The 22948-nt window shown below is 60.7% G+C and carries 20 protein-coding genes and 1 pseudogene; 11 read left to right on the top strand and 10 right to left on the bottom strand.

Annotated features, from left to right (window positions below):
* The first annotated feature begins 8 nt into the window (after positions 1-8).
* From FFM81_RS17810 to FFM81_RS17830, 5 genes are read left to right on the top strand one after another with little or no spacing between them, the layout of a single operon-like run.
* A complete protein-coding gene (locus FFM81_RS17810; RefSeq protein WP_165779402.1) occupies positions 9-185 on the top strand; it encodes a hypothetical protein in 177 nt (58 codons plus the stop codon).
* Positions 175-2316 carry a sensor histidine kinase gene (locus FFM81_RS17815; protein ID WP_138386298.1) on the top strand — a complete coding sequence of 714 codons (2142 nt, stop codon included), beginning with the start codon at positions 175-177 and terminating at the stop codon, positions 2314-2316. The genes FFM81_RS17810 and FFM81_RS17815 overlap by 11 nt, the downstream gene beginning before the upstream one ends.
* The gene (locus FFM81_RS17820) at positions 2303-2728 is read left to right on the top strand and encodes a response regulator (RefSeq protein WP_097535703.1); all 426 of its coding nucleotides are present in this window, start codon (positions 2303-2305) and stop codon (positions 2726-2728) included. Before FFM81_RS17815 ends, FFM81_RS17820 begins: the two co-directional genes overlap by 14 nt.
* Positions 2729-2732: 4 nt before the next feature.
* Positions 2733-4328 (top strand): response regulator, encoded by a 1596-nt coding sequence (locus FFM81_RS17825; RefSeq protein ID WP_138386297.1) that lies wholly within the window; start codon positions 2733-2735, stop codon positions 4326-4328.
* Positions 4329-4349: 21 nt separating this feature from the next.
* Complete coding sequence (locus FFM81_RS17830; RefSeq protein WP_246401126.1) at positions 4350-6032, top strand: VOC family protein; 1683 nt, start codon at positions 4350-4352, stop codon at positions 6030-6032.
* On the opposite strand, the gene FFM81_RS17835 is transcribed toward FFM81_RS17830, so the two are convergent.
* From FFM81_RS17835 to FFM81_RS17845, 3 genes are all read right to left on the bottom strand, one after another.
* Entirely contained in the window at positions 5998-6900 is a 903-nt protein-coding gene (locus FFM81_RS17835; protein WP_138386295.1) for a DMT family transporter, read from the bottom strand. The genes FFM81_RS17830 and FFM81_RS17835 overlap by 35 nt on opposite strands.
* Positions 6901-7009: 109 nt before the next feature.
* Positions 7010-8446, bottom strand: coding sequence for an FAD/NAD(P)-binding protein (locus tag FFM81_RS17840; RefSeq protein WP_128399033.1), 1437 nt, complete (start codon positions 8444-8446; stop codon positions 7010-7012).
* 100 nt (positions 8447-8546) lie between these two features.
* Positions 8547-8975 carry an OsmC family protein gene (locus FFM81_RS17845; RefSeq protein ID WP_097535710.1) on the bottom strand — a complete coding sequence of 143 codons (429 nt, stop codon included), beginning with the start codon at positions 8973-8975 and terminating at the stop codon, positions 8547-8549.
* A gap of 145 nt (positions 8976-9120) precedes the next feature.
* Here FFM81_RS17845 and FFM81_RS17850 point away from each other — a divergent pair, with 145 nt between their 5' ends.
* The 3 genes from FFM81_RS17850 to ku (FFM81_RS17860) are packed head-to-tail and all read left to right on the top strand — an operon-like array spanning position 9121 to position 10540.
* On the top strand, positions 9121-9381 hold the full coding sequence (locus FFM81_RS17850) for a hypothetical protein (RefSeq protein ID WP_138386294.1): 261 nt from the start codon (positions 9121-9123) through the stop codon (positions 9379-9381).
* 55 nt (positions 9382-9436) lie between these two features.
* Complete coding sequence (locus tag FFM81_RS17855; RefSeq protein WP_003570400.1) at positions 9437-9670, top strand: DUF2188 domain-containing protein; 234 nt, start codon at positions 9437-9439, stop codon at positions 9668-9670.
* A gap of 18 nt (positions 9671-9688) precedes the next feature.
* Entirely contained in the window at positions 9689-10540 is an 852-nt protein-coding gene (gene ku / locus FFM81_RS17860) for a non-homologous end joining protein Ku (protein ID WP_003570402.1), read from the top strand.
* Positions 10541-10584: 44 nt separating this feature from the next.
* Here the strand turns inward: ku (FFM81_RS17860) and ku (FFM81_RS17865) are convergent, their stop codons facing one another.
* The gene (ku, locus tag FFM81_RS17865; protein WP_003570404.1) at positions 10585-11388 is read right to left on the bottom strand and encodes a non-homologous end joining protein Ku; all 804 of its coding nucleotides are present in this window, start codon (positions 11386-11388) and stop codon (positions 10585-10587) included.
* A 422-nt stretch (positions 11389-11810) separates the two neighbouring features.
* On the opposite strand from ku (FFM81_RS17865), the gene FFM81_RS17870 reads away from it, so the two are divergent.
* Positions 11811-13145, top strand: coding sequence for an O-antigen ligase family protein (locus FFM81_RS17870; protein ID WP_025415325.1), 1335 nt, complete (start codon positions 11811-11813; stop codon positions 13143-13145).
* Positions 13146-13245: 100 nt separating this feature from the next.
* Here FFM81_RS17870 and FFM81_RS17875 read toward each other — a convergent pair.
* A pseudogene (locus FFM81_RS17875) lies at positions 13246-14390 on the bottom strand (right-handed parallel beta-helix repeat-containing protein).
* Positions 14391-14927: 537 nt separating this feature from the next.
* Here FFM81_RS17875 and FFM81_RS17880 point away from each other — a divergent pair.
* The gene (locus FFM81_RS17880) at positions 14928-16772 is read left to right on the top strand and encodes an acyltransferase family protein (RefSeq protein WP_025415322.1); all 1845 of its coding nucleotides are present in this window, start codon (positions 14928-14930) and stop codon (positions 16770-16772) included.
* Positions 16773-16892: 120 nt separating this feature from the next.
* Here FFM81_RS17880 and FFM81_RS17885 read toward each other — a convergent pair whose 3' ends face one another.
* Positions 16893-17543 (bottom strand): esterase/lipase family protein, encoded by a 651-nt coding sequence (locus tag FFM81_RS17885; RefSeq protein ID WP_138386292.1) that lies wholly within the window; start codon positions 17541-17543, stop codon positions 16893-16895.
* A 135-nt stretch (positions 17544-17678) separates the two neighbouring features.
* Between FFM81_RS17885 and FFM81_RS17890 the strand changes: the two genes are divergently transcribed.
* The gene (locus tag FFM81_RS17890; protein ID WP_138386291.1) at positions 17679-18698 is read left to right on the top strand and encodes a LacI family DNA-binding transcriptional regulator; all 1020 of its coding nucleotides are present in this window, start codon (positions 17679-17681) and stop codon (positions 18696-18698) included.
* 19 nt (positions 18699-18717) lie between these two features.
* Here the strand turns inward: FFM81_RS17890 and FFM81_RS17895 are convergent, their stop codons facing one another.
* The 4 genes from FFM81_RS17895 to FFM81_RS17910 form a co-directional block, all read right to left on the bottom strand.
* On the bottom strand, positions 18718-19728 hold the full coding sequence (locus FFM81_RS17895) for a zinc-dependent alcohol dehydrogenase family protein (RefSeq protein WP_128399027.1): 1011 nt from the start codon (positions 19726-19728) through the stop codon (positions 18718-18720).
* A gap of 63 nt (positions 19729-19791) precedes the next feature.
* A complete protein-coding gene (locus FFM81_RS17900; protein WP_097535722.1) occupies positions 19792-20580 on the bottom strand; it encodes an L-iditol 2-dehydrogenase in 789 nt (262 codons plus the stop codon).
* Positions 20581-20644: 64 nt separating this feature from the next.
* A complete protein-coding gene (locus FFM81_RS17905) occupies positions 20645-21709 on the bottom strand; it encodes a carbohydrate kinase family protein (RefSeq protein ID WP_097535724.1) in 1065 nt (354 codons plus the stop codon).
* Between the two features lie 79 nt (positions 21710-21788).
* A complete protein-coding gene (locus FFM81_RS17910) occupies positions 21789-22943 on the bottom strand; it encodes a Gfo/Idh/MocA family protein (protein ID WP_138386290.1) in 1155 nt (384 codons plus the stop codon).
* Positions 22944-22948 lie beyond the last annotated feature (5 nt).

Here is a 22948-nt window from a genome sequence, read left to right on the forward strand (position 1 = left end):
TTGTTCGAATGAACCTCGCTGTCTTTCGACGTCACGATATCGCGATTTCGCGAAAATTCGATCCATCTTCTCAAAAAATCATTTCGCAAAAAGCGCGGCGGCGCCCTCGCCTGCCTATTGAGTATTCCTCGATTTCGGAAAAAATGGCCGCGCGAACCGGGGAGGGCATGACGGGTGCAGGATAATGGCAACGTGGACCTGCAGGACCAGCGGCGGCGGCGACGCTACCGTGGCTTTGCGATTGCGGTCGGCTGCCTGATGCTGCTTCTCGGAACGAGCGCCCTTGCCGGCTGGCTGCTGCAGATCAAGGTGATCATTTCGCTGGTTCCCGGCTTTCCGTCGATGGCCTTCAACACCGCCCTCTGCTTCGTGCTGTCCGGCCTGGGGCTCGCCGCCTCGACGCTGGCCGCCCGTCGCTTTCGGTTGGCGGCAACGATCATGGCAGGGCTTGCGGCGGTGTTCGCCGCGGCCCGGCTGGTGGAAATCATCACGATCGGGCGGACTTTCCACAATGTCGACGTGTTGATCACGCAGTTCCTGGTTCCGCCCGATTTCATCGCTGAGATCGGCGGCGGCATGGGGCCGAACACGGCGCTGGTCTTCCTGATCGCCAATCTTTCGCTGCTGCTCTCTCTCCACGCGGTGCGCAAAGGCCAGGTGGTGCAGGAGTTGACGAGCTACGTCGTCATCACCCTCGGCATGATCGCGCTCGCCAGCTATGTCACCGATGCCGAACAGGGTTACCGTTGGGGGCCCTATGCGGCGATGGCGCTGCATACGGCGGTCGGCATAGTGATCTTCGGCTCGGGCCTGCTCGCGCGCTCCTGGTGGATGCAGCCGGCAAACCGGGCGCAAATCCCGCTGTGGATCCCGGCTGCGGTCTGCTTCACCGGCCTTCTCGTCGATCTCTACACGCCGCTCGGCGTCGCCAACGGCATTCTCTATGTGCCGCTGGTGCTGACGGCGCTCTGGTTCGGCAACAGGAATGCGCCGCTTTTCTTCGCTTTTGCGTGCACCGTGCTTTTGATGCTCGGCTTTTTCGCGGTCAGGCACAACGAGACGGCATTCTGGCAGGAGATCGCCAACCGCACGATTACGGCGGCGACGCTCTGGCTGATCGCGATCCTCATCTTTTATTTCATGCGCAACAATCATAATCTCGAAACCGAGCGCGTCCGTTTCGGCGCGCTGGTGCGCGGCACGCCCGATGCCGTCATCGTCATCGACGAGGGGGGAACGATCAGGAGCTTCAACCCGGCGGCTGAAAGCATGTTCGGCTACTCCCCGCAGGAGACGATCGGACGGAATATCAAGATGCTGATGCCCGAACCCTACCATTCCGAGCATGACGGCTATCTCGCCCATTACCGGAAGACCGGCGAGGAGCGCATCATCGGCACGACGCGCATGGTCTCCGGACGACGCAGGAACGGCATCGTCTTTCCGATCGACGTCTCCATCAGCGCAGTCGCGACCGACGATACGAAGATCTTCGTCGGCATCGTGCGCGACATCAGCGAGCGCGCCCGGCAGGAAGAGCGGATGAAAACGACGCTTGCCCAGTTGGAGGCCTATACGGCCGAACTCGAGCGCAGCAACCACGATCTCGACGAATTCGCCTATATCGCCTCGCATGATCTCAAGGAGCCGCTGCGCGGCCTGCACAACCACTCGCGATTTCTCCTGGAGGACTATGAGGACAAGCTCGACGACGACGGCGTGCGCCGGTTGAACCGGCTGGTGCGCCTTAGCCAGCGCATGGAAAAACTCGTCAACGACCTGCTTTATTTCTCCCGGCTCGGGCGGCAGCAGCTGGCGGTCAAACGCACCGACATCGGCCTGATCATCAAGGATGTCGTCGCGACGATGGAACTGCTGCTGGAGGAACGGCATGCCAAGGTCATCATCGACGGCAAGTTGCCGGATGTGGTCTGCGACGCGCCGCGGCTTACGGAGGTCTTCCGCAATCTCATCACCAATGCGATCAAATACAACGACAAACCGGCGCCGCTGGTTTCGATCGGCTATCTCGATCGGTTCGTCGGCCACGACGGCACGATTGCCCGCAACGTGTTTTTCGTCAGGGATAACGGCAAGGGCATACCCCAGGAATTCCATGAGGACATTTTCCGCATTTTCAAACGGCTGGAAAAGTCGCAGGATTCCGACGACGGCACCGGAGCAGGCCTGACCTTCGTCCGCAAGATCATCGCCCGGCACAATGGCGATATCTGGCTGGAATCGGAGGTCGGCGCCGGCACGACATTCTATTTTACATTGGGAAAAAAGCGCGAGGGGCACAATGCAGCAGCGTGACACGCAACCGATCCTGATCGTCGAGGACAGCGAAGACGATTTCGAAGCGACCATGCGCGCCTTCAAACGCACCAACCTGCGCAACTCGATCCGCTGGGCGGCCTCGGGGCAGGAGGCGCTCGACATGCTGGCCTCGATGGTGCCGAAACCGGGGCTGATTCTGCTCGACCTCAACATGCCGGGCCTTGACGGCCGCAAGACGCTGGAGGCGATCAAGTCGAACGCCAGCTGGCGCAAAATCCCGGTGGTGATCCTCACCACTTCCGACGACGAGCGAGATATCGAAGGCTGCTATGCGCTCGGCGCCAATACCTATGTGCAGAAGCCGGTCGATCTCGACGGGCTGTTTGCGGCGATCCAGCGGCTGAAGGAATACTGGTTCGAAATCGCCATCCTGCCGCTCGAGGACTGACAGATTGGCGGAAGACTGCAGCATTCTCATCATCGACGACAATATCGACGATCGCGAGGTCTATCGCCGCATATTGAGCCGCGTCTCCAGCACCGCCTATAGCGTCCTGGAGGCGGAGACGGGCGAAGAGGGTCTGGCGCTGAACGGCCGGAAACGGCCGAACTGCATCCTGCTCGACTATTCGCTGCCGGGTCGCAACGGGCTCGGTGTTCTTGCCGATATCCTGGAGAACGATCCTGCCGCCAACGTCATCATGCTGACCGGCCAGGGCAGTGAAACCGTCGCTGTCGAGGTGATGAAGAGCGGCGCGCGCGACTATCTGACGAAGGATTCGCTGTCGCCCGAAACCCTGCATCGCTGCATCCAGAACGCCATCATGCACGGCATGCTGGAGGCACAGCTGGAGCAGAAGCGGCAATCGCTTGAAATCTTCACCCGCGCCATGGCCCATGATCTGAAGGAGCCGCTGCGGACGATCAAATCCTTCAGCCGCATCCTGCATGGTTCTCCAGCGCTGCCGGCCGACGACCGGGAACTGCTCGATTACGTGCTGAGTGCCGCCGACCATATGGAAGACCTGATCGTCAAGGTCTCGGGCTTCACCAGGCTCGAGGCCTCCGGCGGGCCGGAGCTGACGCCGGTCTCGCTCTCTGCCGTACTCGATCAGGTGGAAGACAATCTGCGCCAGCAGACCGAAAGCCGCGGCGCGGTCATCATCCGCGGAGCGCTGCCGGAGGTCATGGGCGATGCGACGCTGCTGACCCAGCTCCTGCAGAACCTCGTGTCGAATGCCATCCGCTATTGCGAGCAGAAGATCCCGGAGGTTACGATCTCAGGCGAAGCGCATGGTGACATGTGCCGCCTCACCGTGCGCGACAACGGGCCTGGCATCGACCCTCAGCATCGCGAGTTGATCTTCCAGCCGTTCAAGCGTCTCGTCGGCCGCGGCATCGAAGGCACCGGGCTCGGTCTTGCCATCTGCCGCCGCATCGCGCAGTTGCATGGCGGTTCGATCTGGTGCGAGGCGGAAACTGGGCCGGGCGCCACCTTCATTCTCGACGTGCCGCTCGCCGAGACGCGGCTCGAGCCGCCGCCTGCAGCGGCCGTCGCGCATAGCGGCAAACCGGCGGAGCAGCCGGGTGAAGGGGCCGGCCGGCTCGCCGAAGTGCTGTTGGTGGAAGACAGCCCGGCTGACATCCAGCTTCTGAAGATCAAGCTGATGCGGCGGGAAAAGGTGAATTTCAACCTGCATGTCGCCACCAACGGGCGCGAGGCGATGCGGCTGCTGGAAGAACGCGCCGGCATTGCCGAGGTGCCGCAGATCGACCTGATGCTGCTCGACATCAACATGCCGATCATGGACGGCTTCGAGGTGCTGCGTGCGCTTTCGGCCGATATCCGCCTTAGCCAGATTCCCGTCTGCATTCTCAGCACGTCAAGCGACGAGAGCGACGTGCGACGGGCCAGAAAACTCGGTGCCCGCGCCTATATGGTCAAGCCGCCGACCCTGCAGCAACTCGAAGAAGCGCTCGAATATGTCGATCATTTGGAATTGCTGCAGCGCGGCGATTCGCTTGCGCTTTGTGCGGAACAAAACTAAGCGATGGTCATTGGCAACGGTATGACCTTCGCAGCTTTCATACTCGCGCTCCTGACGACACCGCTTCAATCAGGACTGCTCCAGATGGTATCAGGCATACATCACGTCACAGCCGTCACTCGAAAAGTGCAGGCGAACGTGGACTTTTACGCCGGCTTTCTCGGCATGCGCCTCGTCAAGCAGACGGCCGGTTACGAGGACGCGACGCAACTGCATCTCTTCTATGGCGATGCAGCGGGATCGCCGGGTTCGCTCCTGACCTTCCTCGCCTGGGAAGATGGCGCGCCCGGACGGGCCGGCTACGGCCAGATCTGCGAAATATCGCTGTCGATCGACCCTGCGAGCATCGGCTATTGGCTGACGCGGGCCATGAGCTTCGGCCTGCGATCGGAAGGGCCGACCGACGAATTCGGCGAACCCGTGCTGAGGCTGAAGGACCCCGACAACATCATCCTGAAGCTCGCCGGCACAAAGAACCTGACATCGCCTGATGTCTGGGACGGCGCCTCGATCCCGGTCGAGCACACCGTCCAGCGCGTGCGCGGTGCAACCATGCTGACGGAGAAACCCGCCGAAAGCCGCAGCTTTCTCGAGCGCCATTTCGGCTATCGCTTCCAGGCCAATCGCGGCACGATCGACAGGCTGGTTTCGCAGTCCGGCGACGTCATCGACGTGCGCGATGCGCGCGGCTTCTGGTCCGGCGCGCCGGGCACCGGCACGGTCGACCACGTCGCCTTCCGCGCCGCCGACGAGGAGACGCTGCTTTCCGTCCGCAAGGCCCTGGAAGCCACCGACGCATCGCCGACCAACCTGCATGACCGCAAATATTTCCGCTCACTCTATGCCCGCGAGCCCGGCGGCACGCTGATAGAGCTTGCGACCGACAGGCCGGGCATGACCGTCGATGAAGAGCAGGCCGCTCTTGGGACGAAGCTGTTCGCGCCGCCCGAAGCGATCACCAATCTCCATGACCTGAAGGTCGTGCTGCCGCAATTTTCGATGCCCGGCCAGCCGCGAATCAATTACCGCGAACTGCCCTTCGTCCACCGTTTCTATACGCCGCCGAATCCCGACGGCAGCGTCTTCGTGCTGCTGCATGGCTCCGGCGGCAACGAAACGACGCTGATGCCGCTGTTGAACAAGGCGGCCCCGCGGGCGACGCTGCTTGGCGTGCGCGGCCGGGCGACGGAGGAAGGGTTTCCGCGCTGGTACAAGCGCATTACCCCCTTCTCCTTCGACCAGAACGACATCAAGACCGAGGCGGAGGCCTTCGCGGCCTTCATCGAGGGCGCCGTCAAATCCTACGGGCTGGACCCCAAGAAGATCGTCTATGTCGGCTATTCGAATGGCGCCAACCTGTTGAACTCGCTTCTTTATCTGCATCCGAACCTGGTTCATAAGGCCGTTCTGCTGCGCTCCATGCCGGTTCTGAGCGACTATCCGCATGCCGATCTGAAGGGTACGGACCTGCTCGTCATCAGCGGCAAGACCGATGCCTACGGCAAATATGCGAGCGAGCTGGAGGAAAGGCTGAAAAGTTCGGGCGCCACCGTCGATTCAGACGTCATCGCCGGCGGCCACGACCTCGGCGATGCCGATGTGCCGATCATCCAGAAGTGGCTGCTGCAGAGAATGGGCGACGATCCACCGCCGCTGGCGCAACAGGCGATCAAGCCGGAGAACGAGATGTTCGGGCAACCATGATCCCGGCAAGCACGACGGCGGCGCCCAGCGCCTGCATCGGCCCGATCGCCTCATTGACCAGCGCCCAGGCGAGGATCGCGGCGACGACCGGCTGCAGCAGCAGCGTCAGCGAGGAAAAGGCCGGCGGCAGATAGGCCAGCGCATAGGTGATCGCCGCCTGCCCGCCGGCATGGCTGATAAAGGCGAGGCCAAAGACCATCGACCAGCCATAGACGGTCGCCGGCAGCATGTGACCCTCAATGAAAAAGGCGACCGGAAAGATGCAGACGGCAGCGGACGCCGTGCTCCACAGCATGATCCGCCGCGTATCGAACCGGCTGCGCAGGCTGCCGAGCGCAAGGATGTAGCAGCCATAGAAGAAGGCGGCGATCATCGCCAGACCGTCGCCGTGCAGGTCGCCGTTGCCGATCGCTGCCGGTCCGCCTTTCAAGACGACGACGCCGGCCAGCGCCAGGGCAAGACCGAGCAGGAAGACGCGGCCGATCCGCGCCTTGAAAAACAGGAAGGCGATCACGGTGACGAAAACAGGCGCGAGGTTGGCAAGCAGTGTCGCATTGGCGACTGACGTCATGGTGATCGACAGGTGCCAGGCGGCGAGATCGAGCGACAGCATGACGCCCGGCAGGATCAGCATGCCGTAGTCGGCAAAGCTCTGCGGCTTCGCCCCCGCATTCTTCTTCATCTGCGAGACGATGAATATCGGGATCAGCGCCAGCGCCACGCGCCAGAATGCCGTCGCCATCGGCCCGACTTCGGAGAGCCTCACGAAGATCGGCGAACCGCCGATTGCCGCCCCGCCGAGAATGAGGGCTGCAAGGGCAAGGCGATTGGAAGGCGAGGCTTCGGAAAGGGAGGCAGCCTGCGACATGATCTCGATATTCTTAATCGCCCGGACGCGAGCGCGATGTGGTCGTCGCCGAGCGAGTATCAGAAATCCATCCCCGGCGACAGCCGATGCGCGACATAGGGATGCGAAATCAGGCCGGGTGCGTGTTTTTCGCGTTCACCCGCAGCTTCCCGGCGATCTCGGTGGCGACGAAGAAGGCGTGCTCGGTCACCTGCGGCAGGCCCATCAACTCGCCGAAGGTGCCGCGCGCCAGCGGGCCGGAGATCAGCAGCGACGGATCCGCCTCTCCTGACGGGCCGATCGCCTCCGAATGCCCGGTGCAGGCAAGGCCGAGGCCTGTAGGATCAAGCGACAAGTGGCCGTTTGCCGCCAATGCTCCAAGCCAGGGCTGCGTTTCGAGTATACCGCCATGAGCGGGGCCAGTGGTGACGATGACCGCGTCATAACTGCGCTCCAGCGGCTGGCGCTGATACCGCGGCTGCAGGATACACAGGATGAACTCGCCCTCGATGCGCGCATCGGCGACGGAGCCGGCAAGGATCTCAAGGCGGCCGGCGGCAATCGCGGCGTCGAGCACTGCTTCGACCTGCGGCGCGATCCGGAAACGGTGCACGTCCCAATAGGGTCTGAGATGGCGGACGAGACGGCGGCGTTCGGCAACCGGCAGCGCCTGCCAGAGATCATATCCCTGCGCCCGCACCTGATCGAGCACGCCGTGCCAGCTTATGCCCTCGGCTTTTGCCGCATCGATGGCAGCGCGGATCCTTGCCAGCAGCGCGCCGGCGGAATGCGTCGCATCGGCAAGGAAATCGCCGAAGAGCGGCTGCGGCACCGGCGCATGCCCGCGCGAACGCAGGCCACGGCGCGAGATCGCCGTCACCGGACCGTCATGTCCGCGCTCGGCAAGCGAGGCGATGACGTCTGCCGCCGTCAGGCCGTTGCCGATGACCAGCACCCGGTCATGCGGGCGGATGACGTCGAGCGCAGCGGATTTGGTGGTATCGGCGACGAAACGTGGATGGCCCGCGAGCCGGCTCGCGAGCCGGCCGGGGGCCGCGGGCGGCGGATGGCTGGTGGCAATCGCGACGATATCGGCTTGCGTCACGCCGCCCTTATCGTCGCGGATCGTCCAGCGGCCGGCACGGCGCTCGACGCCGGTGACCGCTGCGCGGCAATGACGCACGCGACCATCTTCCAGCAATGGCTTCAGCAGGGAGGCGACATATTCGCCGAACAGCCGGCGGCGGGGGAAAAGCGAGCCATCGGGCTGTTTGGCCTTGGGGTCGCCGGCGACGGCATCGCGGGCTTCGATCCAGGCCTGGAATTCGCCCAGTTCGTCGGGCTGCAGGCTCATCTTGGCGGCGGGGACATTGATGCGGTGAGCCGGATCATCCGTGTCATAGGCAAGGCCGCGGCCGAGCTCGGCGCGCGGCTCGAAGACCTGGATAACGGGGCGCTCGCCGCAATTCGCCCGGGCCAGATGATAGGCGACGCCGGCGCCGGAAACTCCGCCGCCGATGATGGCGACGACGGGCCGTTCGGAATTCGGGAAAGGCTTGGACTGCATGGTGGCCGTATCATCGCTTTCGATGCCCAAACATAGAAGCCGGGCATGGGCCGCGCAATCCTCCGCTGGCAATTGTCTATAAATATTATGAGGATTCGCCCTATGCCGATATCGTCGTCGAAAAATCGGGATTGCCGCGGATCGTATTGCTCACCGTGCAGATCTCGTCTTCAGCCGCATGGACGATCTTCTGCCGGGTCTCCTCATCGATATCGCCCTTGATCGAGAAGGCGATATTGAACCTAGCAACGCGCGAAAGGCCTTCCGTCGCCTTCTCGCCGGTAACCTCGGCGGTGATGTCGCTGATCCTGTCGAGGACGCCCATCTGGCTGGCGGCCATGCGGGCGCTGAGCACGAGGCAGGCAGACAGCGAGGCATAGAGCAGGTCGAGTGGATTGAAGCCCGGCTGCGACGGCGACGTGACGATATCGATCTCGCCCCTGGTGGCGGAGGTGACATGCGGAAAACCGGTGCGGCCGAGAACGGCGGTGGCGCCGGTGGGGCGGGGACGGGCCTTGAGATCGACCATGATGAAATCCTCTCATGAACATTCTGCGGATGGCAATGTCAGCCCGGCGCCGCACCGGGCAATGGCTGCCTGCCGGTTTCGGAACCTTTCCACCCGTCAGCAGTTGATTACACCTGAACGAAATCAGTGACAAAGGTGGATTGCGATGGTGCATGTCCGCAGAGTGGATCGCCAGGGCGGGCGCATGGACGCCCGCGATCGGCTGATCGTCGCGCTCTATGCTCAGCTCAAGGCCGAGCGCGAAACACGCGAGACGCTGGAATGGGCGATCCGCAACGGCGCCGTCTCGCAGGAGGTGCTGGAGGCAATCGCCGCCGATCCGGTTCCCGTCGTCACGAGCGAGGAGATCGCTTCGGTGGAGAAAATCATCGCGCTGGACGAGCGGCGTAAAACAAATCGGAATTAGAGCATGATGGCAATGCCATGATGCCCCCTATATAGTTGAGAAGAGGAGATCCGAAATGGCCGATATCACCTATCAGGTCGTGCCGCATGACAATGGCTGGGCCTATAAGCTCGGCGATACGCTCTCGGAAACCTATGCGACGGCCGATGAAGCGATCGTTCACGCCAGGGATGCCGCGTCGCGCCAGAAGATCGGCGATGGCGACGCACTGCTTGCCTACCCCGCGCCCGATGGCCGCGGCTGGGCGTTCCAGGAACTCGAAACCGACAAGAGCAACAGTCGGCTCTGATTTGCGACGGAGGATGGAATGGCCGCGCGGGCAAGCTGGAAAGGTCATCTGAAAGTGGGCGACCTTGCCTGCGCCGTCGGACTTTACACCGCCATTTCCTCTTCCGACCGCGTCTCCTTCAACATCATCAATCGCAGGACCGGCCATCGGGTGGAGCGGCAATTCGTCGACAGCGAGACTGGCAAACCGGTCGAGCGGGACGACCAGGTCAAGGGCTACCAGATGGAGAATGGCGATTACATCGTCATCGAGGGCGACGAGATCGCCGCACTCATGCCGGAAAGCGACAAGGTGCTTAATGTCAAGGCGTTCATCGGCTACGACGATATCGACAAGCTTTATTTCGACCGGCCCTACTATCTTGCACCCGTGGACAAACACGACGAGGAGGCGCTGGCGCTGATCGCCAGGGGCATGCGTGACGGCAAGGTCGCAGCACTCGCTGAAGCCGTGCTGTTCCGGCGCAACCGGACGCTGCTGATCCGCCCGCATGACGATTGCATCGTCGCGACGATGTTGAATTTCGACTACGAGGTGCGCTCGGCCGAGACGGTCTTCAACGATATTCCCGACATCAAGTTCGACAAGGAGATGATCGCGCTCGCGGGCCATATCATCGGCACCAAGCAGGGCAGTTTCGAACCGAGCGAATATGTGGATCGCTACGAGGCTGCCCTCGTCGAGCTGGTGAAGGCAAAGATCGAGGGCCGAGCACCACCGAAGAAGAAGCAGCCGCCGGAACGCAAGGTGGTCGACCTGATGGAGGCACTGCGCCAGAGCGCCGGGATGAGCGGCAAGAGTTCGGCAAAGAAGGCGCCAGCGAAGAAGGCGCCGGCGCGCAGCGACAGCCGCAGCAAGAAAGCGAGCTGAGACGGTTCTCGAAACCTATCGGGCGAAATGCCACCGCGTTTTTTCTAACGCGGCTTGCGCCCGTCTTCCGCGGCGAGGCTCTTCTTCAGCGCATCCATAATATTGATGACGTTGCCGGTCGATTTGACCGGTGCGGGCTTTTTCGCGGGCGCGGCCTTCTTCAGGCTCTTCTGCTTGCCGCGGATCATCGACTTCAGCCGCTTCTGGATCGGATCCTGCACCATGTCCGGGCTCCAATCCTTCGTTTCTTCCTTCACCAGCTGCTTCATCAGCGTCAGCAGATTGCTGTCGATCTCCGCCTTGCTGTCGAGTTCGGCCACCGGTTCGCGCACTTCGTCGCCGTAACGCAGGGTCCAGAGAACGATGCCCTTGCCCTGCGGCTCCAAGAGCACGGCACGCTCGCGACGATAGAGCACAAGACGGGCGATGCCGACGACATCGTTCGCCTTCATCGCCTCGCGAATGACGCAGAAGGCTTCCACCCCGACCTTGTCCTCAGGGGCCAGAAAATGCGGTTTGTCGTACCAGATCCAATCGATCGAGCCGCGCGGCACGAATGTGTCGATATCGATGGTGCGGGTGCTTTCGAGCCCGACCTCCTCGATCTCCTCGTCTTCGAGCAGGACATAGTCGTCCTCGCCGCGCGGATAACCTTTGACCTGATCCCTGTCGGCAACCGGCTTGTGGGTGACGCTATCGACATAGCGGCTTTCGACGCGGTTCCTGGTCTGGCGATTGAGGACGTGAAACCGCACCTTATTGCTTTCGGTCGTCGCCGGCGTCAGCGAGACGGCGGCGGTGACGAGCGAGAGCTTGAGATAACCTTTCCAGAATGTCTGACGTGCCATGTCTGCCTCCCGGACACGGTTGGACATGGCATTCAACGGCGGATTCGATTTTTGGTTCCGAAAATTGGGTTCGCCGCAAAAGCGCCCCGGTGGGACGGTTAAACGGCGCGACATGATGACATGATTATATCGGCTGGATTCACGGAATGAGTTCGCTTAAAGTCGCGCCGCGTGGTGAAGTGAGACGTGCCGCTTCAAGAAATTTGGGGCCACTGGGCAAGTGTGCCCTGGCTGTATTGCCCACCGAAACGGGCAGTTTGCGAAACTAGGACGACGTTATCGAAACGGCCAAACGAATTCGTTCTTTATGAGTGCAAGCGGAATGCACGGCTCAGTTCCTGCCTCCGTTCAATCGACTCCCGGCATGCCTTGATTGGGGTGAACAGCCGGGGCTCTCCGAGATTGATTTATAAGAGCCTTTGATGACGATAGAAAATGCAGCTTTAGCAAGACACCACTATCCGGCGGGCTACCACCGGCAGTCTGTGCCCCGGTGGCGCGTCCGGCGCGATGTACTGGCAAAGCTGGTCCTTACGATAGCGTTTTACGCGTCTCTCTGGCGGGCGACAGGCATGTGGTACGGCCTGCCTGCAAACTTCGACGATGGCGCCGCGGTCGACCCGCTGCCGATGAAGATATTGCTTTACGGCCTTATTCCTTTGTCAGGCTTATATTTTCTGCTGGAACAGAAACAGTTCCTGCGGGTCTTCTCAAGGTTTTCGCCGTTCATCGTGGTTGTCGGCATTTCCTGCCTGACATCGATCGTCTTCTCCATTGACAAGACCGCATCCTTAAAGGGATTGGCTGCGGTCATCGTTCTCGCGATCCCGCCTCTTCTGTATCGCGCGCGCTACGGCAATGTCGAAGCCTTCAAAGTCCTCGGCCGTTTTGCGATTGCCGCCGCATTCATCAACGTTCTCTATACAGCGGCTTTCCCACAATTCGCCATCATGCGTGGCAGCTATGCGGGCATGGTCAAAGGCGCATTTTATCACAAGAACACGTTGGGGCAGTTTTGCTCGGTCAGTTTTGTCTGCCTGCTGTCGACGGAGAAACTCGGCCGGCTTCGTTACAGTACCCTGATACGCTGGGCTGCGATGCTGTGCCTTCTCGCCTTGATTGTCGCAACCAAGTCCTCGACGGCTGTTGTCTTGACGATGTTCGGCAGCATGATGCTGTATGGCATTCGCGTTATTCACATTTACCCGAACCGTCTTTTTCGTTCCTTCGTCGTTTTCCTGTTGTTCGTGATCATCGGGTTCGGCGCCAGCTTCGTTTACCTCGGCGTAGCTTCAGCGGTTGCGGAAGCATTCGGCAAAGATATTACGTTCTCCGGTCGCACCAATATCTGGGAACAGCTATTGCCGTTGATCTGGGATCGGCCCCTAACAGGTTATGGGTTTGCGATGTTTCGTCAGCCCGATGTCATGGAAGAGTACGTCAAGGTTACCTTCGATGCACGATCGACCCATAACACCTATCTTGAACTCGCGCTCAATATCGGCATTCCAGGCGTTACCGCATGGACATTGTTTGCGCTGACCCGCGTGTTCAGGAAGATGACGATCGTCGACCCCGATCCGGCAGAATCGGGCGCCAGGCGAAAGGAAATTGTCATCATCATCCTCATCATGCTTGGAGCCATGACCGAGGCAGGCATGATGCTGGCACCTTTCATTTGCTGGCCGCATATGGTCATCGCACTCTCGGAACTACGTCCCAGGTTGCGGACAAACCGGAATCAACACCAGTCTTGAGGGAACGTGTGCTTGACGCCTGGCGGTAGAGCGCTCATTCCGCCGTTCTCGCGCATCGGTCAATATTTGTCGGCCGCCGAATCGGCATGCGACCAGCCGTTCAAATCGAGAGATAGCGCTTCTGCCAGGGCAGCATGTTTTCTTCCCAGGCGCGTGGCGTGAAATCGTCATAAGCAGTCTCAGCGATCGCCAACATCCAATTCTGCTCCTTGCGGGCCAATAGGACGCATGACAATTCCATGCCGGGTGCGACCGCAATGGAAGGCCGGTTGGCGCCCGGTATATCGATGCCCTTGTCACGCCACTGGATGCGGATTTCGTCGGGCTCGGTTGTCCATTCGCCGGAGGAAACGGAAGCCTTTCCGTCGGGGTTGAAGCGAAGCGGCGGCGCAGTCACGTTCAGAAAGCTGCCGTCATTGAAATAGTTGTCGTCAACTTCCCCGCGGTCTCCTTTCCGTTCCCCTTCAGCAGAATGCCCTGCTTGCACCGCAGGAATATGTTGCGTCGAAAGCTTCCGGACCATGGTCGATTGGCGAAGAAAGCGATTTCACATTCGCTGATGACGTTATCGTGGATATTCATGTCTTTGCGAAACGCCAGATTTTGATCCGAATAACCGCTCAAACTCACGCCGCGATTGCTGTTCTCAATCCTGTTGTCATAAACATGGTGGCCGGCATGGCTGACTTGATCGCCAACGCCATAGCCGAAGGAATAATCGTTCATCCGGCCGTCGCGCATGATATTGCTGCGCACCACCGCGTCGTCGCCGATCGATGAAAAAGAAAAATTCTTCCCGCCGATGAAATTATATTCAACCCGGTAATTTCGGGTCCTGCCGCAAACCAGCGCCCCCTTGTTCGAGGCGCTGGTCGGCCTCTGTAGAAAAAGGTTGCCCCGGACCACCACATTGGAACTGATGTTGGCGTCACGGTTTTGGTAGGCGAATTGGCAACAATCCGCTCCCTGGCCGGGCGCCTCGCCGACTCGGTTGTTCTCCAGCAACACATTCGACGTCATCGTCAGGTAAATGCCGTCGCCCGTCACATTTTCGATTTCGCAGCGCCTTATGATAAGATTCTTGCCGTTGTGAAATTTGAAGCCACGCGGGGAATTCTTGACCACCACGTCTTCGACCACCGTATCGGAAAACACCTGATAGGCGACGCCGATATCCTCAGCACCGTCAATGACCTGCCCACGGGTGGATGCTCCATGAATTTTCTTTCGCAGGATGGCGGGCATCAGATCTTCCTTCGATAGGCTTGTCGCTCACAATAGTGAACTGTGGTATGGCGGATGTTTGAATATCTGAAAATTACCTTAACCTGAATGGCCGCTATCTCCAGCGCGTCGAGGCCGCATCGCATCTCGGGCCCGAGATCGGCCCACCGCACCGGGCTCGTCACACGTTCGCCCGATTTTTCCTGCATGGCGTCATGACAACGCCGCCGCTGCGTTTCAGCAGCTCATTTTAATCGCCCGTCAGTCTTCTTCCGTGGCCTGAGTCGGGGACCGTTGAAAGGCAGCTGTTTGGTCAGTCACTGTTGAGCTGATGGACGCCATGCTTCTCCTCGCCGGCGTCCTTGGACCAATGGTAAAATAAACACTATCTCGAAAACCTGGATGACCTTGCGGCCGCTCGGCGCCCGCTCGCTGGGCCTTTTATCTGTGGGTAGAAACGCTTTTAAGGCGAGTAGTTTTCATTTTACGCTGACCCTGGTTGCATGTTGAACTGTCTCACGTTACGAAATCCCGGGAGGCCAAACACCGAGGCCGAAAATGATTACGCATCGTCAAGATATCGACGGCCTGCGAGCCGTAGCCGTCATTTTTGTGATTCTTTATCACTGTGGATTCGATCGCATTCTTCCCGGCGGATTTATCGGGGTGGACATTTTTTTCGTGATTTCGGGATATCTGATTACGAAAATCATTCTCGCTGAAGCGAGCGATGGCCGATTTTCGATCGGCAACTTCTATAGCCGCCGAGCCAAACGAATTCTTCCCGCTGTCGTGGCCATGTATGCCGTTGTGATGGCGGTTTCGTATTTCACGATGCTGCCTGACGAAAGCCTGCGGGTCTTTAAGTCTGTTACCTCTTCCGCGCTCTTTGCTTCCAATGCCTACTTCTATCTGACGACTGGATACTTCGATGATTCCGCGGAATTCAATCCGGTCCTGCACACATGGTCGTTGTCGGTCGAAGAGCAGTTCTACGTCATTTTTCCGCTGATCGTCATGGCAGCAAGCCGGTACGGGCGCAGGGCAACAGGGATAGCCATAGCGGGACTTTTCGCGGTCAGCCTCATTGCCGCAATGATCACCGTTCCAATCAATCGCTCGGCAGCCTTTTATCTTGTGCAGTATCGCGCTTGGGAACTGCTGGTCGGCTCCCTCATCGCAGCACCGGCATTGAGGAAATTCGCCGATATGCGGATCAACGGTGCGCTTTCGGCAATCGGCGCCTTGGCGATCTGCCTGAGCGCACTGTTTTTGTCAAAAACCTCTGAGTTTCCCGGGCTGATGGCCCTGCCCGCCACGGCAGGCACGGCTCTGATCATCTGGGCCGGTCCAGGCACGCTTGTCAGCAAGCTTCTATCATTGCGGGTCGCCACCGCCATAGGCTTGATTTCCTATTCCCTCTATCTGTGGCATTGGCCGATCTGGGTGTTTTCGAACCAGTACGGGGCGTGGGAGCATGGCTGGCAATTGGTGCCGGTCGCTTTGAGTTTTGCCGTCGCCTATGTTTCGTGGCGATTCATCGAAACGCCGTTCCGAACGATGCGATACCGACCCATGGTGTCCGTGGCCGCCGGGGCTGCCTCAATTGCCTCCGTTGCAATGCTGGCATTCGTCGGGCAACTCGCCGCCAATCAAATGAAGGACGACAACAAGCTCGTTGAGCGGGTGGCGGAATTTGCCGATTACGACCCCTCGCAAGCCTTCCGCAGTGGAAAATGTTTCCTGACGTCGAACGACGGTATCGAAAAATACGATCGCGACGGCTGTTTGGCTCTCTCAGATAATCAGCAAAACATAGCGCTCGTCGGTGATAGCCACGCCGCTCACCTATATCCTGGATTGAAGACGCTGCCGGGAGCCAACATCATTCAAGCCAACGCATCAGGATGCCGTCCCACGCTTGATGCCGAGGGCGAAGATCGGTGCGTGGAACTGATGAACTACGTATTCAAAGAGTTTTTGCCGAGCCACAAGGTCGATTTGCTCGTTTTGGCGGGACGCTGGACGGCAGATGACGTCAAACTCATCAGAAAGACGGTGGACTACCTCTCACCCTTTGCCAAAAAGATCGTCGTCTTCGGACCAGTGGCAGAGTATAAATCCTCCTTGCCGCGGCTGCTCGCTCACTCTCTCTACGACAGGCAGCCATTTAAAGCCGCCGATCATTTGGCGCCTCGGCAGCACATCGGTGTCGACATTCGGGACGCATTGGCCGGAAGCGGAGCACTCTATATCTCCACCTATAAGACCATGTGCAACCCGGACTGTGTCGTGTGGACACAAAACGGCGACCCGGTGCAATTCGACTACGGGCACTTCACCGCTGACGGCTCACGCCTGCTGATTTCAAAGGTCAAGCAGGACCTCACCGTTCAACGGTGAGGTCGGCCCCTGGCGCGCTTACGCCCAACTGAATGAATGGACGGCGTATCGGCGCCGGTCGCTGAGGGCCGGTTCTATGGTTAGAAGTTAAACTGTCTCGATGGGCAGCCCATCCGTGTTTTAGTCCAGAAACCGCCCATCCTGCAGAAACGACAGGGTCTGGCTCCACATGATCTTGTTGACCGGCAGGAAAGTGTGGTTGGCGGGAATGACGATATGCGCCGCGGCACCGTCGAGACGGGTGCTCTCCACCGACACCTTTCCGTCACTCGGAACCCTGAGGCCGATGATCAGGGAAGAGACCGGGTCGATGGTCTTGTTCCCTGCGATGATGCCGAGTTCATAATCGACCGTGCCGAACAGCTTAGTCATTGCGGTTTGATCGGTAATGAGCTGCTGCCCGGCCGGTCCATAGAACTTCCTGTAGAGTGGCCAGGTCTTGAGGAAATCGGCGATCTGGCTGCCGCTGTTCGGCGTTCCGACCATGACCACTCTTCCCAGGTTCGGCGGGCGATGGTTCCTGAGAAAAGCACGGATGAGCAGCCCACCCATCGAGTAACCGACAAAGTGCAGACGGCCGTCGCCCGCCTCCTTCGCGGCTGCGTCGATCTGCGGCCGAACGAGGTCGACGAGGTCGCCGATCGAGAACCTGGTGGAGGGGTAACCGACATTGACAACCCGATATCCATGGCCGGACAGGAAGACCGCGAGCTTCTCCATGCTTTTCTTCGTCCGGGCAATTCCGTGAAAAAGAATGACTGTGTCGTTCATCTGGTGTCCATGCCGTACGAATTCGTTAGATCGGAATCGATTTAGGGATAAGTTGTGCGGCATTCAAACTGCTACAGCGTCCCTTGCGCAGCTGCAAAGACGCTCCGTGCTGCAGAAAGAGAGAAATGCGGGCCCGTGACGACCAGCATCAGACATATCGCCAAACTTGCGGGAACGTCGGTCTCTTCGGTCTCGCGTGTGCTCAACAACAGCGGTTACGCCTCGCCTGAGCTCAGGGATCGCGTAGAGGCAGCGATCCGGACACTGAACTACACGCCTAGCAAGGGCGCCCGTATGCTGCGCGGTGCACCAAGCCGGATGATCGGACTGATGCTGCCGTCGATCGACGTGCCGTTCTTCGGCATCCTCGCCCATGCCATCGAACAGGAATTGTTTCAGCACGGCTATCAGACGCTGATCTGCAGCACGGCGGAAAATATGGATCACGAGGCGCGCTATATCTCGATGCTGCTTGCCCAGCGCGTCGATGGCGTCATCGTCGCAAGCGCGTTCGGCAGCATCGAGCATTTCGGGGTGCTGCGGGATGCCGGTATTCCCATCATCGCCATCGACCGCGAGCTGAGCGGCATCGCCGACGACGCCGTGATGGCCGATCACGAGGAAGGCGGAAGGCTGATGGCGCGCCATCTGATCGGCCTCGGCCACCGGGCAATCGCCATCGTCGGGGCGCCGGCACACAGCCAGCCGATCCAGCTTCGCCTGCAGGGCGTCACGGCGGAAATGGCCAAAGACGGCATCACGCCTGCCGTCGTGGCGATGGCTGAAGAGCACAGCTTTGCCGAGACCTACCGGCTGGCGCGGGAACTGCTGGCATCCCGAGCTGAAATCACCGCGATCATCGGCACCACCGACATTTCGGCAATTGCCGCAATCCACGCCATCCAGGATCGCGGATTGTCCGTGCCGAAGGACTACTCGGTCGTCGGCTTCGACGACCTGCCGGAGGCAGCCTATGTCTTTCCCCGGCTGACAACGGTCGCACAGCCGATCCGTAATGTCGGGCAGCAAGCCGCACGGCTGCTGGAAGCGCTGATCGAGGCACAGCAGACAGGCGACGGATTTCGGCAGGGTGCGATCGTCAAGGTGCCGGTCACGCTGATCGCGCGCGATTCCACCGGTCCGGTCCGCAGCTGAGGCGAGACCCCGAAGCTAGCTAGGGCCGGACGATGACCTTGATCTCGCCCGGCAAGGGCGCGTTGCCCACCACCTCGGCGACCTCCTCGAGACCGATGGTTCTGGTGACCAATGCGTCCAGTTCCAATGCCCCGCTTGCGACCATTGCCGCAGCGCGCGAATGGGTGAAGGGGTTGAGGTAGGCGGGCCTGATATCGACTTCGTTGATCAGCAGATCGAAGGGCAGAACCGGCACCTCGACACCTGCCGGGGTGACCCCGAAAAGTACGAAGGTACCGCCGCGCCGCGCCATCTTCAGGCCGCTTTGAAGCGTGTCGCTGACGCCGGCGCATTCGATCACCACATCTGCACCGCCTTTGGTGACCTCCCGGACCGAAGCGATCGTGTCCGACGAGACCGGGTCGAAGGCGTGCGTGGCGCCCAGGTGCAGAGCGGTTTGGCGTCTCGATTGCTGGCGCGTCACCAAAATAATCTTGGCCGCACCGGCCAAACGGGCCAGTTGGACCATCAGCAGGCCGATCACGCCGCCGCCGAGGATCGCCACGCCATCGCCCGGACGGATCCTTGCCTTATTGATGGCGTGGATACAGCAGGCCAGTGGTTCGCTGAAGGCGCCGTGAACGGGATCGAGGTCGGCCGGCAGCATGAATGCTTGCGCCTGCGGCACCGCGACGTATTCGGCAAAGCCACCATCCCGTGTTACGCCGATGGCGGTCAGGCTCTCGCACAGGTTCGGCCGCGCCTGCGCGCAAGCCGGACAGGTGCCGCAAGAAATATTCGGATCCACCGTCACCAACTCGCCACCGGCAAAGCGGGAGACACCATCGCCGATCGCTTCCACGATGCCTGAAAATTCGTGGCCCAGAGTGACGGGAATGGAGGTCGGATATTCGCCCTTGAACATATGGCGATCGGAACCGCAGATCCCGGCGGCGACGACCCGGACAAGCAGCTCGCCCGGCCCGGCAACCGGCTTCTCGACGCTGCGCATGGCCAAAGACCCGATCGACTCCAAGCGTACAGCCCTCATTCCACTCCTCCAGACCTCATGTTCGACTACCTCGCGGTGACAAAGCCAACCGGGCTGGCGCGCTCAGCTCATGACATTGCCGCCATCGACATTGTAACACTGCGCCACGATGTATGCTGCATCGGGCCCGGCCAGGAAGGCCGCCATCGCAGCCTGTTCCTCGGCGGCGCCAAATCGTCCGGCCGGGACGGCGGCGGCCACGCGGCGCTTGACGTCGCCGGGTTGCAAACCTTCCCGGCTGCCGAGTTTTGCATCGACGACGTCCCACATCGGCGTATCGACGACGCCCGGAGCGATGGCGTTGACATTGATTCCGTAGCGGATCAGCTCCAGAGCGCAGCTCTGCGTGATGCTGATGACGGCCGCCTTGGAGGCGCAGTAAGCCACGGCAGGTCCTTCGCCCCGGCGTCCGGCCTGGGACGAGAAGTTGATGATGCGTCCACCTGCCCCTCGTTCCACCATGTGCCGGGCCACGGCCTGCGTCATGAAAATCAGGCCTTCGATATTGACCTGAAATACTTTCGCCGTCCGCTCCCGGGATATCTCCAGGATCGACTCGACCTCGTAAATGCCTGCGGCATTGACCAGGATGTCGACCTGACCGGCGGCGGCAATGGCAAAACGCACCGTTTCGTCGATGCTATCCTGGCTGGTCACATCAAGCGCGACACCAAAGGCATGAGCGCCGATCGCTTCCGCCACCCGCGCACTGCGTTCACCGTCGAGGTCGGCGACGACAACCTTGGCGCCTTCGGCGGCGAAGCGTTTGCATACCGCTTTGCCGATGCCGCTCGCTCCGCCGGTGACCAACGCCACCTTGCCCAGGAGCCGGGCCGTTTCCGTGTAGCTCATCGCCCTGCTGCCTCCCCATCCAAACCGGCAAAGGCGCCGGACGCGGCTGCCGTAAAGAATAGCTTCATATCTGCTCCTCCCTTTCGACTGTCTGCTTCGCCTCGCGAAGGAGGATTGATATGTCGGGGATACCGTCGGTGGCCGTCGCACCCTTGAGGCAACGCGCAGCCGCAGCATGGGCGACAGCGCAAATATGCTCGACGGGCCAGTTCTCATGCAGCCCGTAGAGCACGGCGGCGCAAAAGGCGTCTCCTGCGCCGACGGTACTGACGATGTCATCGAGATCGACCGGTTGCGATCGCGTCCTGATCGGCGAAGCGCCCGGCGCAAACCAGAAGCAGATTTCCGGCGCGTGGATGATCGCTCCCTTTGCGACGCCTGCGGCCAGCAGACGCTCGCCGGCCTGCAAAAGCCCCGCCTCGATCAGATCTCCCCTCGCATCGCGAACGTTGACACCGGTTGCCCGGCCCGCCTCCATCTCGTTGATGATCACAAAATCGCAGAAGGGCAGAGCGACGCCGACCTTGGCTGCAAATTCCGGGTCTTCGCTCGAGACGAAATCCACGCAGGTCGTCAGTCCCGCGCGGCGCGCGGCTTCGAGCAGGCGCGACGCTCCGGAAAGACCGTCGGGGCCGATTTCGTCGAGGCCAGGCAACAGCATGAGATAACCGAGATAGAACAGCCGATAGCCGGCCTTGGCGAAGGTCGCGGGTGAGATGAGCCTATCGGTGACGGCATCATTGGCGCCGCCATGATAGAAGAAGGTCCGGTTCTGACCGGGCACATTCATGACATGCGTGTGCGCCGTTACCCGATCGGCAAGCGCGGTCAGCCCATCGACATCGACGCCGGCAACCGCAAGCCGGGCCTTGACGATCTCTCCGTCCTGATCAGCGCCGATGCATCCCGCCGCCGCCAGCTTTGCGGGAAATCCAAGCGAGGCGAGATCCGTGACCACATTGGCAGCCCCGCCGCCCACGCCCAGATCCTGGTGCAGGATATGGGCGAGATTGCCCTGTTCGGGCCAATAGGACAGGGTGTGGACGCGATCGACAATGAAGTTTCCGGCGCAGACGATCCCGCCCTCTTTCCGGCCGTCGCGATGGTGAACCTCCTCCCCGGTTCGCATCAGCGGCCTCCTTCGTTCCACAAGGGTGTGAGCAGTGACCCATCCTCTTCGATCGCGGCAAAGCGTGCGATCGGCTCCATCAGACCGACACCCCGTCATAGTCGACCGGAACGACGACGTCGTCGCGGCCGGATCTGAGGGCGGCCGTCAGGACCGCATGATGGGCCTGCGCCTCGGCCGGCGTTGCGCAGCCGAAACCGTTCGCATTACCGCCGGCAAGCTCATCGACGAAGGCCGCCCACATCTGCTGGATGGCGTCGGCAAAACCGAATTCGAAGATCTTGCCGGTGATGGCGGGAAACAGCGAGGCATAACCGAGATCCTCGGTGCTCCAGGCCTGCGCACCACCGTTGTAATCCATCCACTGCCACTGGCGCGGCGACTTCGTGCTGAAGAATGCGCTTTTCTTCATGCCGAGAATACGGATGTACCAGGTGTTGGATTCGCCGGGGGCGATGCGCCAGGTTTTCAGCACCATCGGGAAATCCTGATCCCCGCTGCGCACGCGGCCGCTGATCGTGGCATTGTCCCAGGTGGTGCAGGGCAGCATGCCGCCCTTGCCGTCAGGACGTTCTCTGACCTTCTTGACCAGTTGCGCATGCAGGTTCGCCGGGCGCCAGCCAAGGCGCAGCGGCACATGCAGCACATGCATGCCGAGATCACCCATGCAGCCATAGTCGCCATTGATCTCGGTCATGCGCTTCCAGTTGATCGGCTTTTGCCGGTCGATATCCGAAGAGTGCAGGAACCCAGCCTCGACTTCGAGGATCTCCCCCATCTCGCCGCTTCTTGCGAGCGCGATGACCTTCTGGGCGCCGGGGAAGAACGGCATTTCCGACGAGCAGCGGACCAGCAGTTCGGGGTGCTCGGAAAGAACCGCTGTGATTTCCCGGTTCTGAGCTGCGTCCATGCCGAAGGGCTTTTCACCGAGAAGATGTTTTCCTGCCTTCAGGACGTCGATATAAATTTGCTGGTGCAGCACATGCGGGACGGCGCAATAGACCGCATCGATCTCGGGATTGGCCAGAAGCTCCTTATAGTCGGCGGTCGCCTGCCGAACGGTCGGCACATGATCCGTGAACCAGTCGAGCAGCGTCGCGTTGGTATCGCAGACGGCGACGATTTCCGGCCGCGCCTTCACATCAGCCAGATGCAGCCAGCGCGCCGCGGCACTGGCAAACTCGCGCCCCATCAGACCGCAGCCGATGACGCCGAAGCGGAATATTTTCGTCATGACAT

Origin of the sequence: Rhizobium hidalgonense (assembly GCF_005862185.2) — a bacterium.
Classification (GTDB): Bacteria; Pseudomonadota; Alphaproteobacteria; order Rhizobiales; family Rhizobiaceae; genus Rhizobium; species Rhizobium hidalgonense.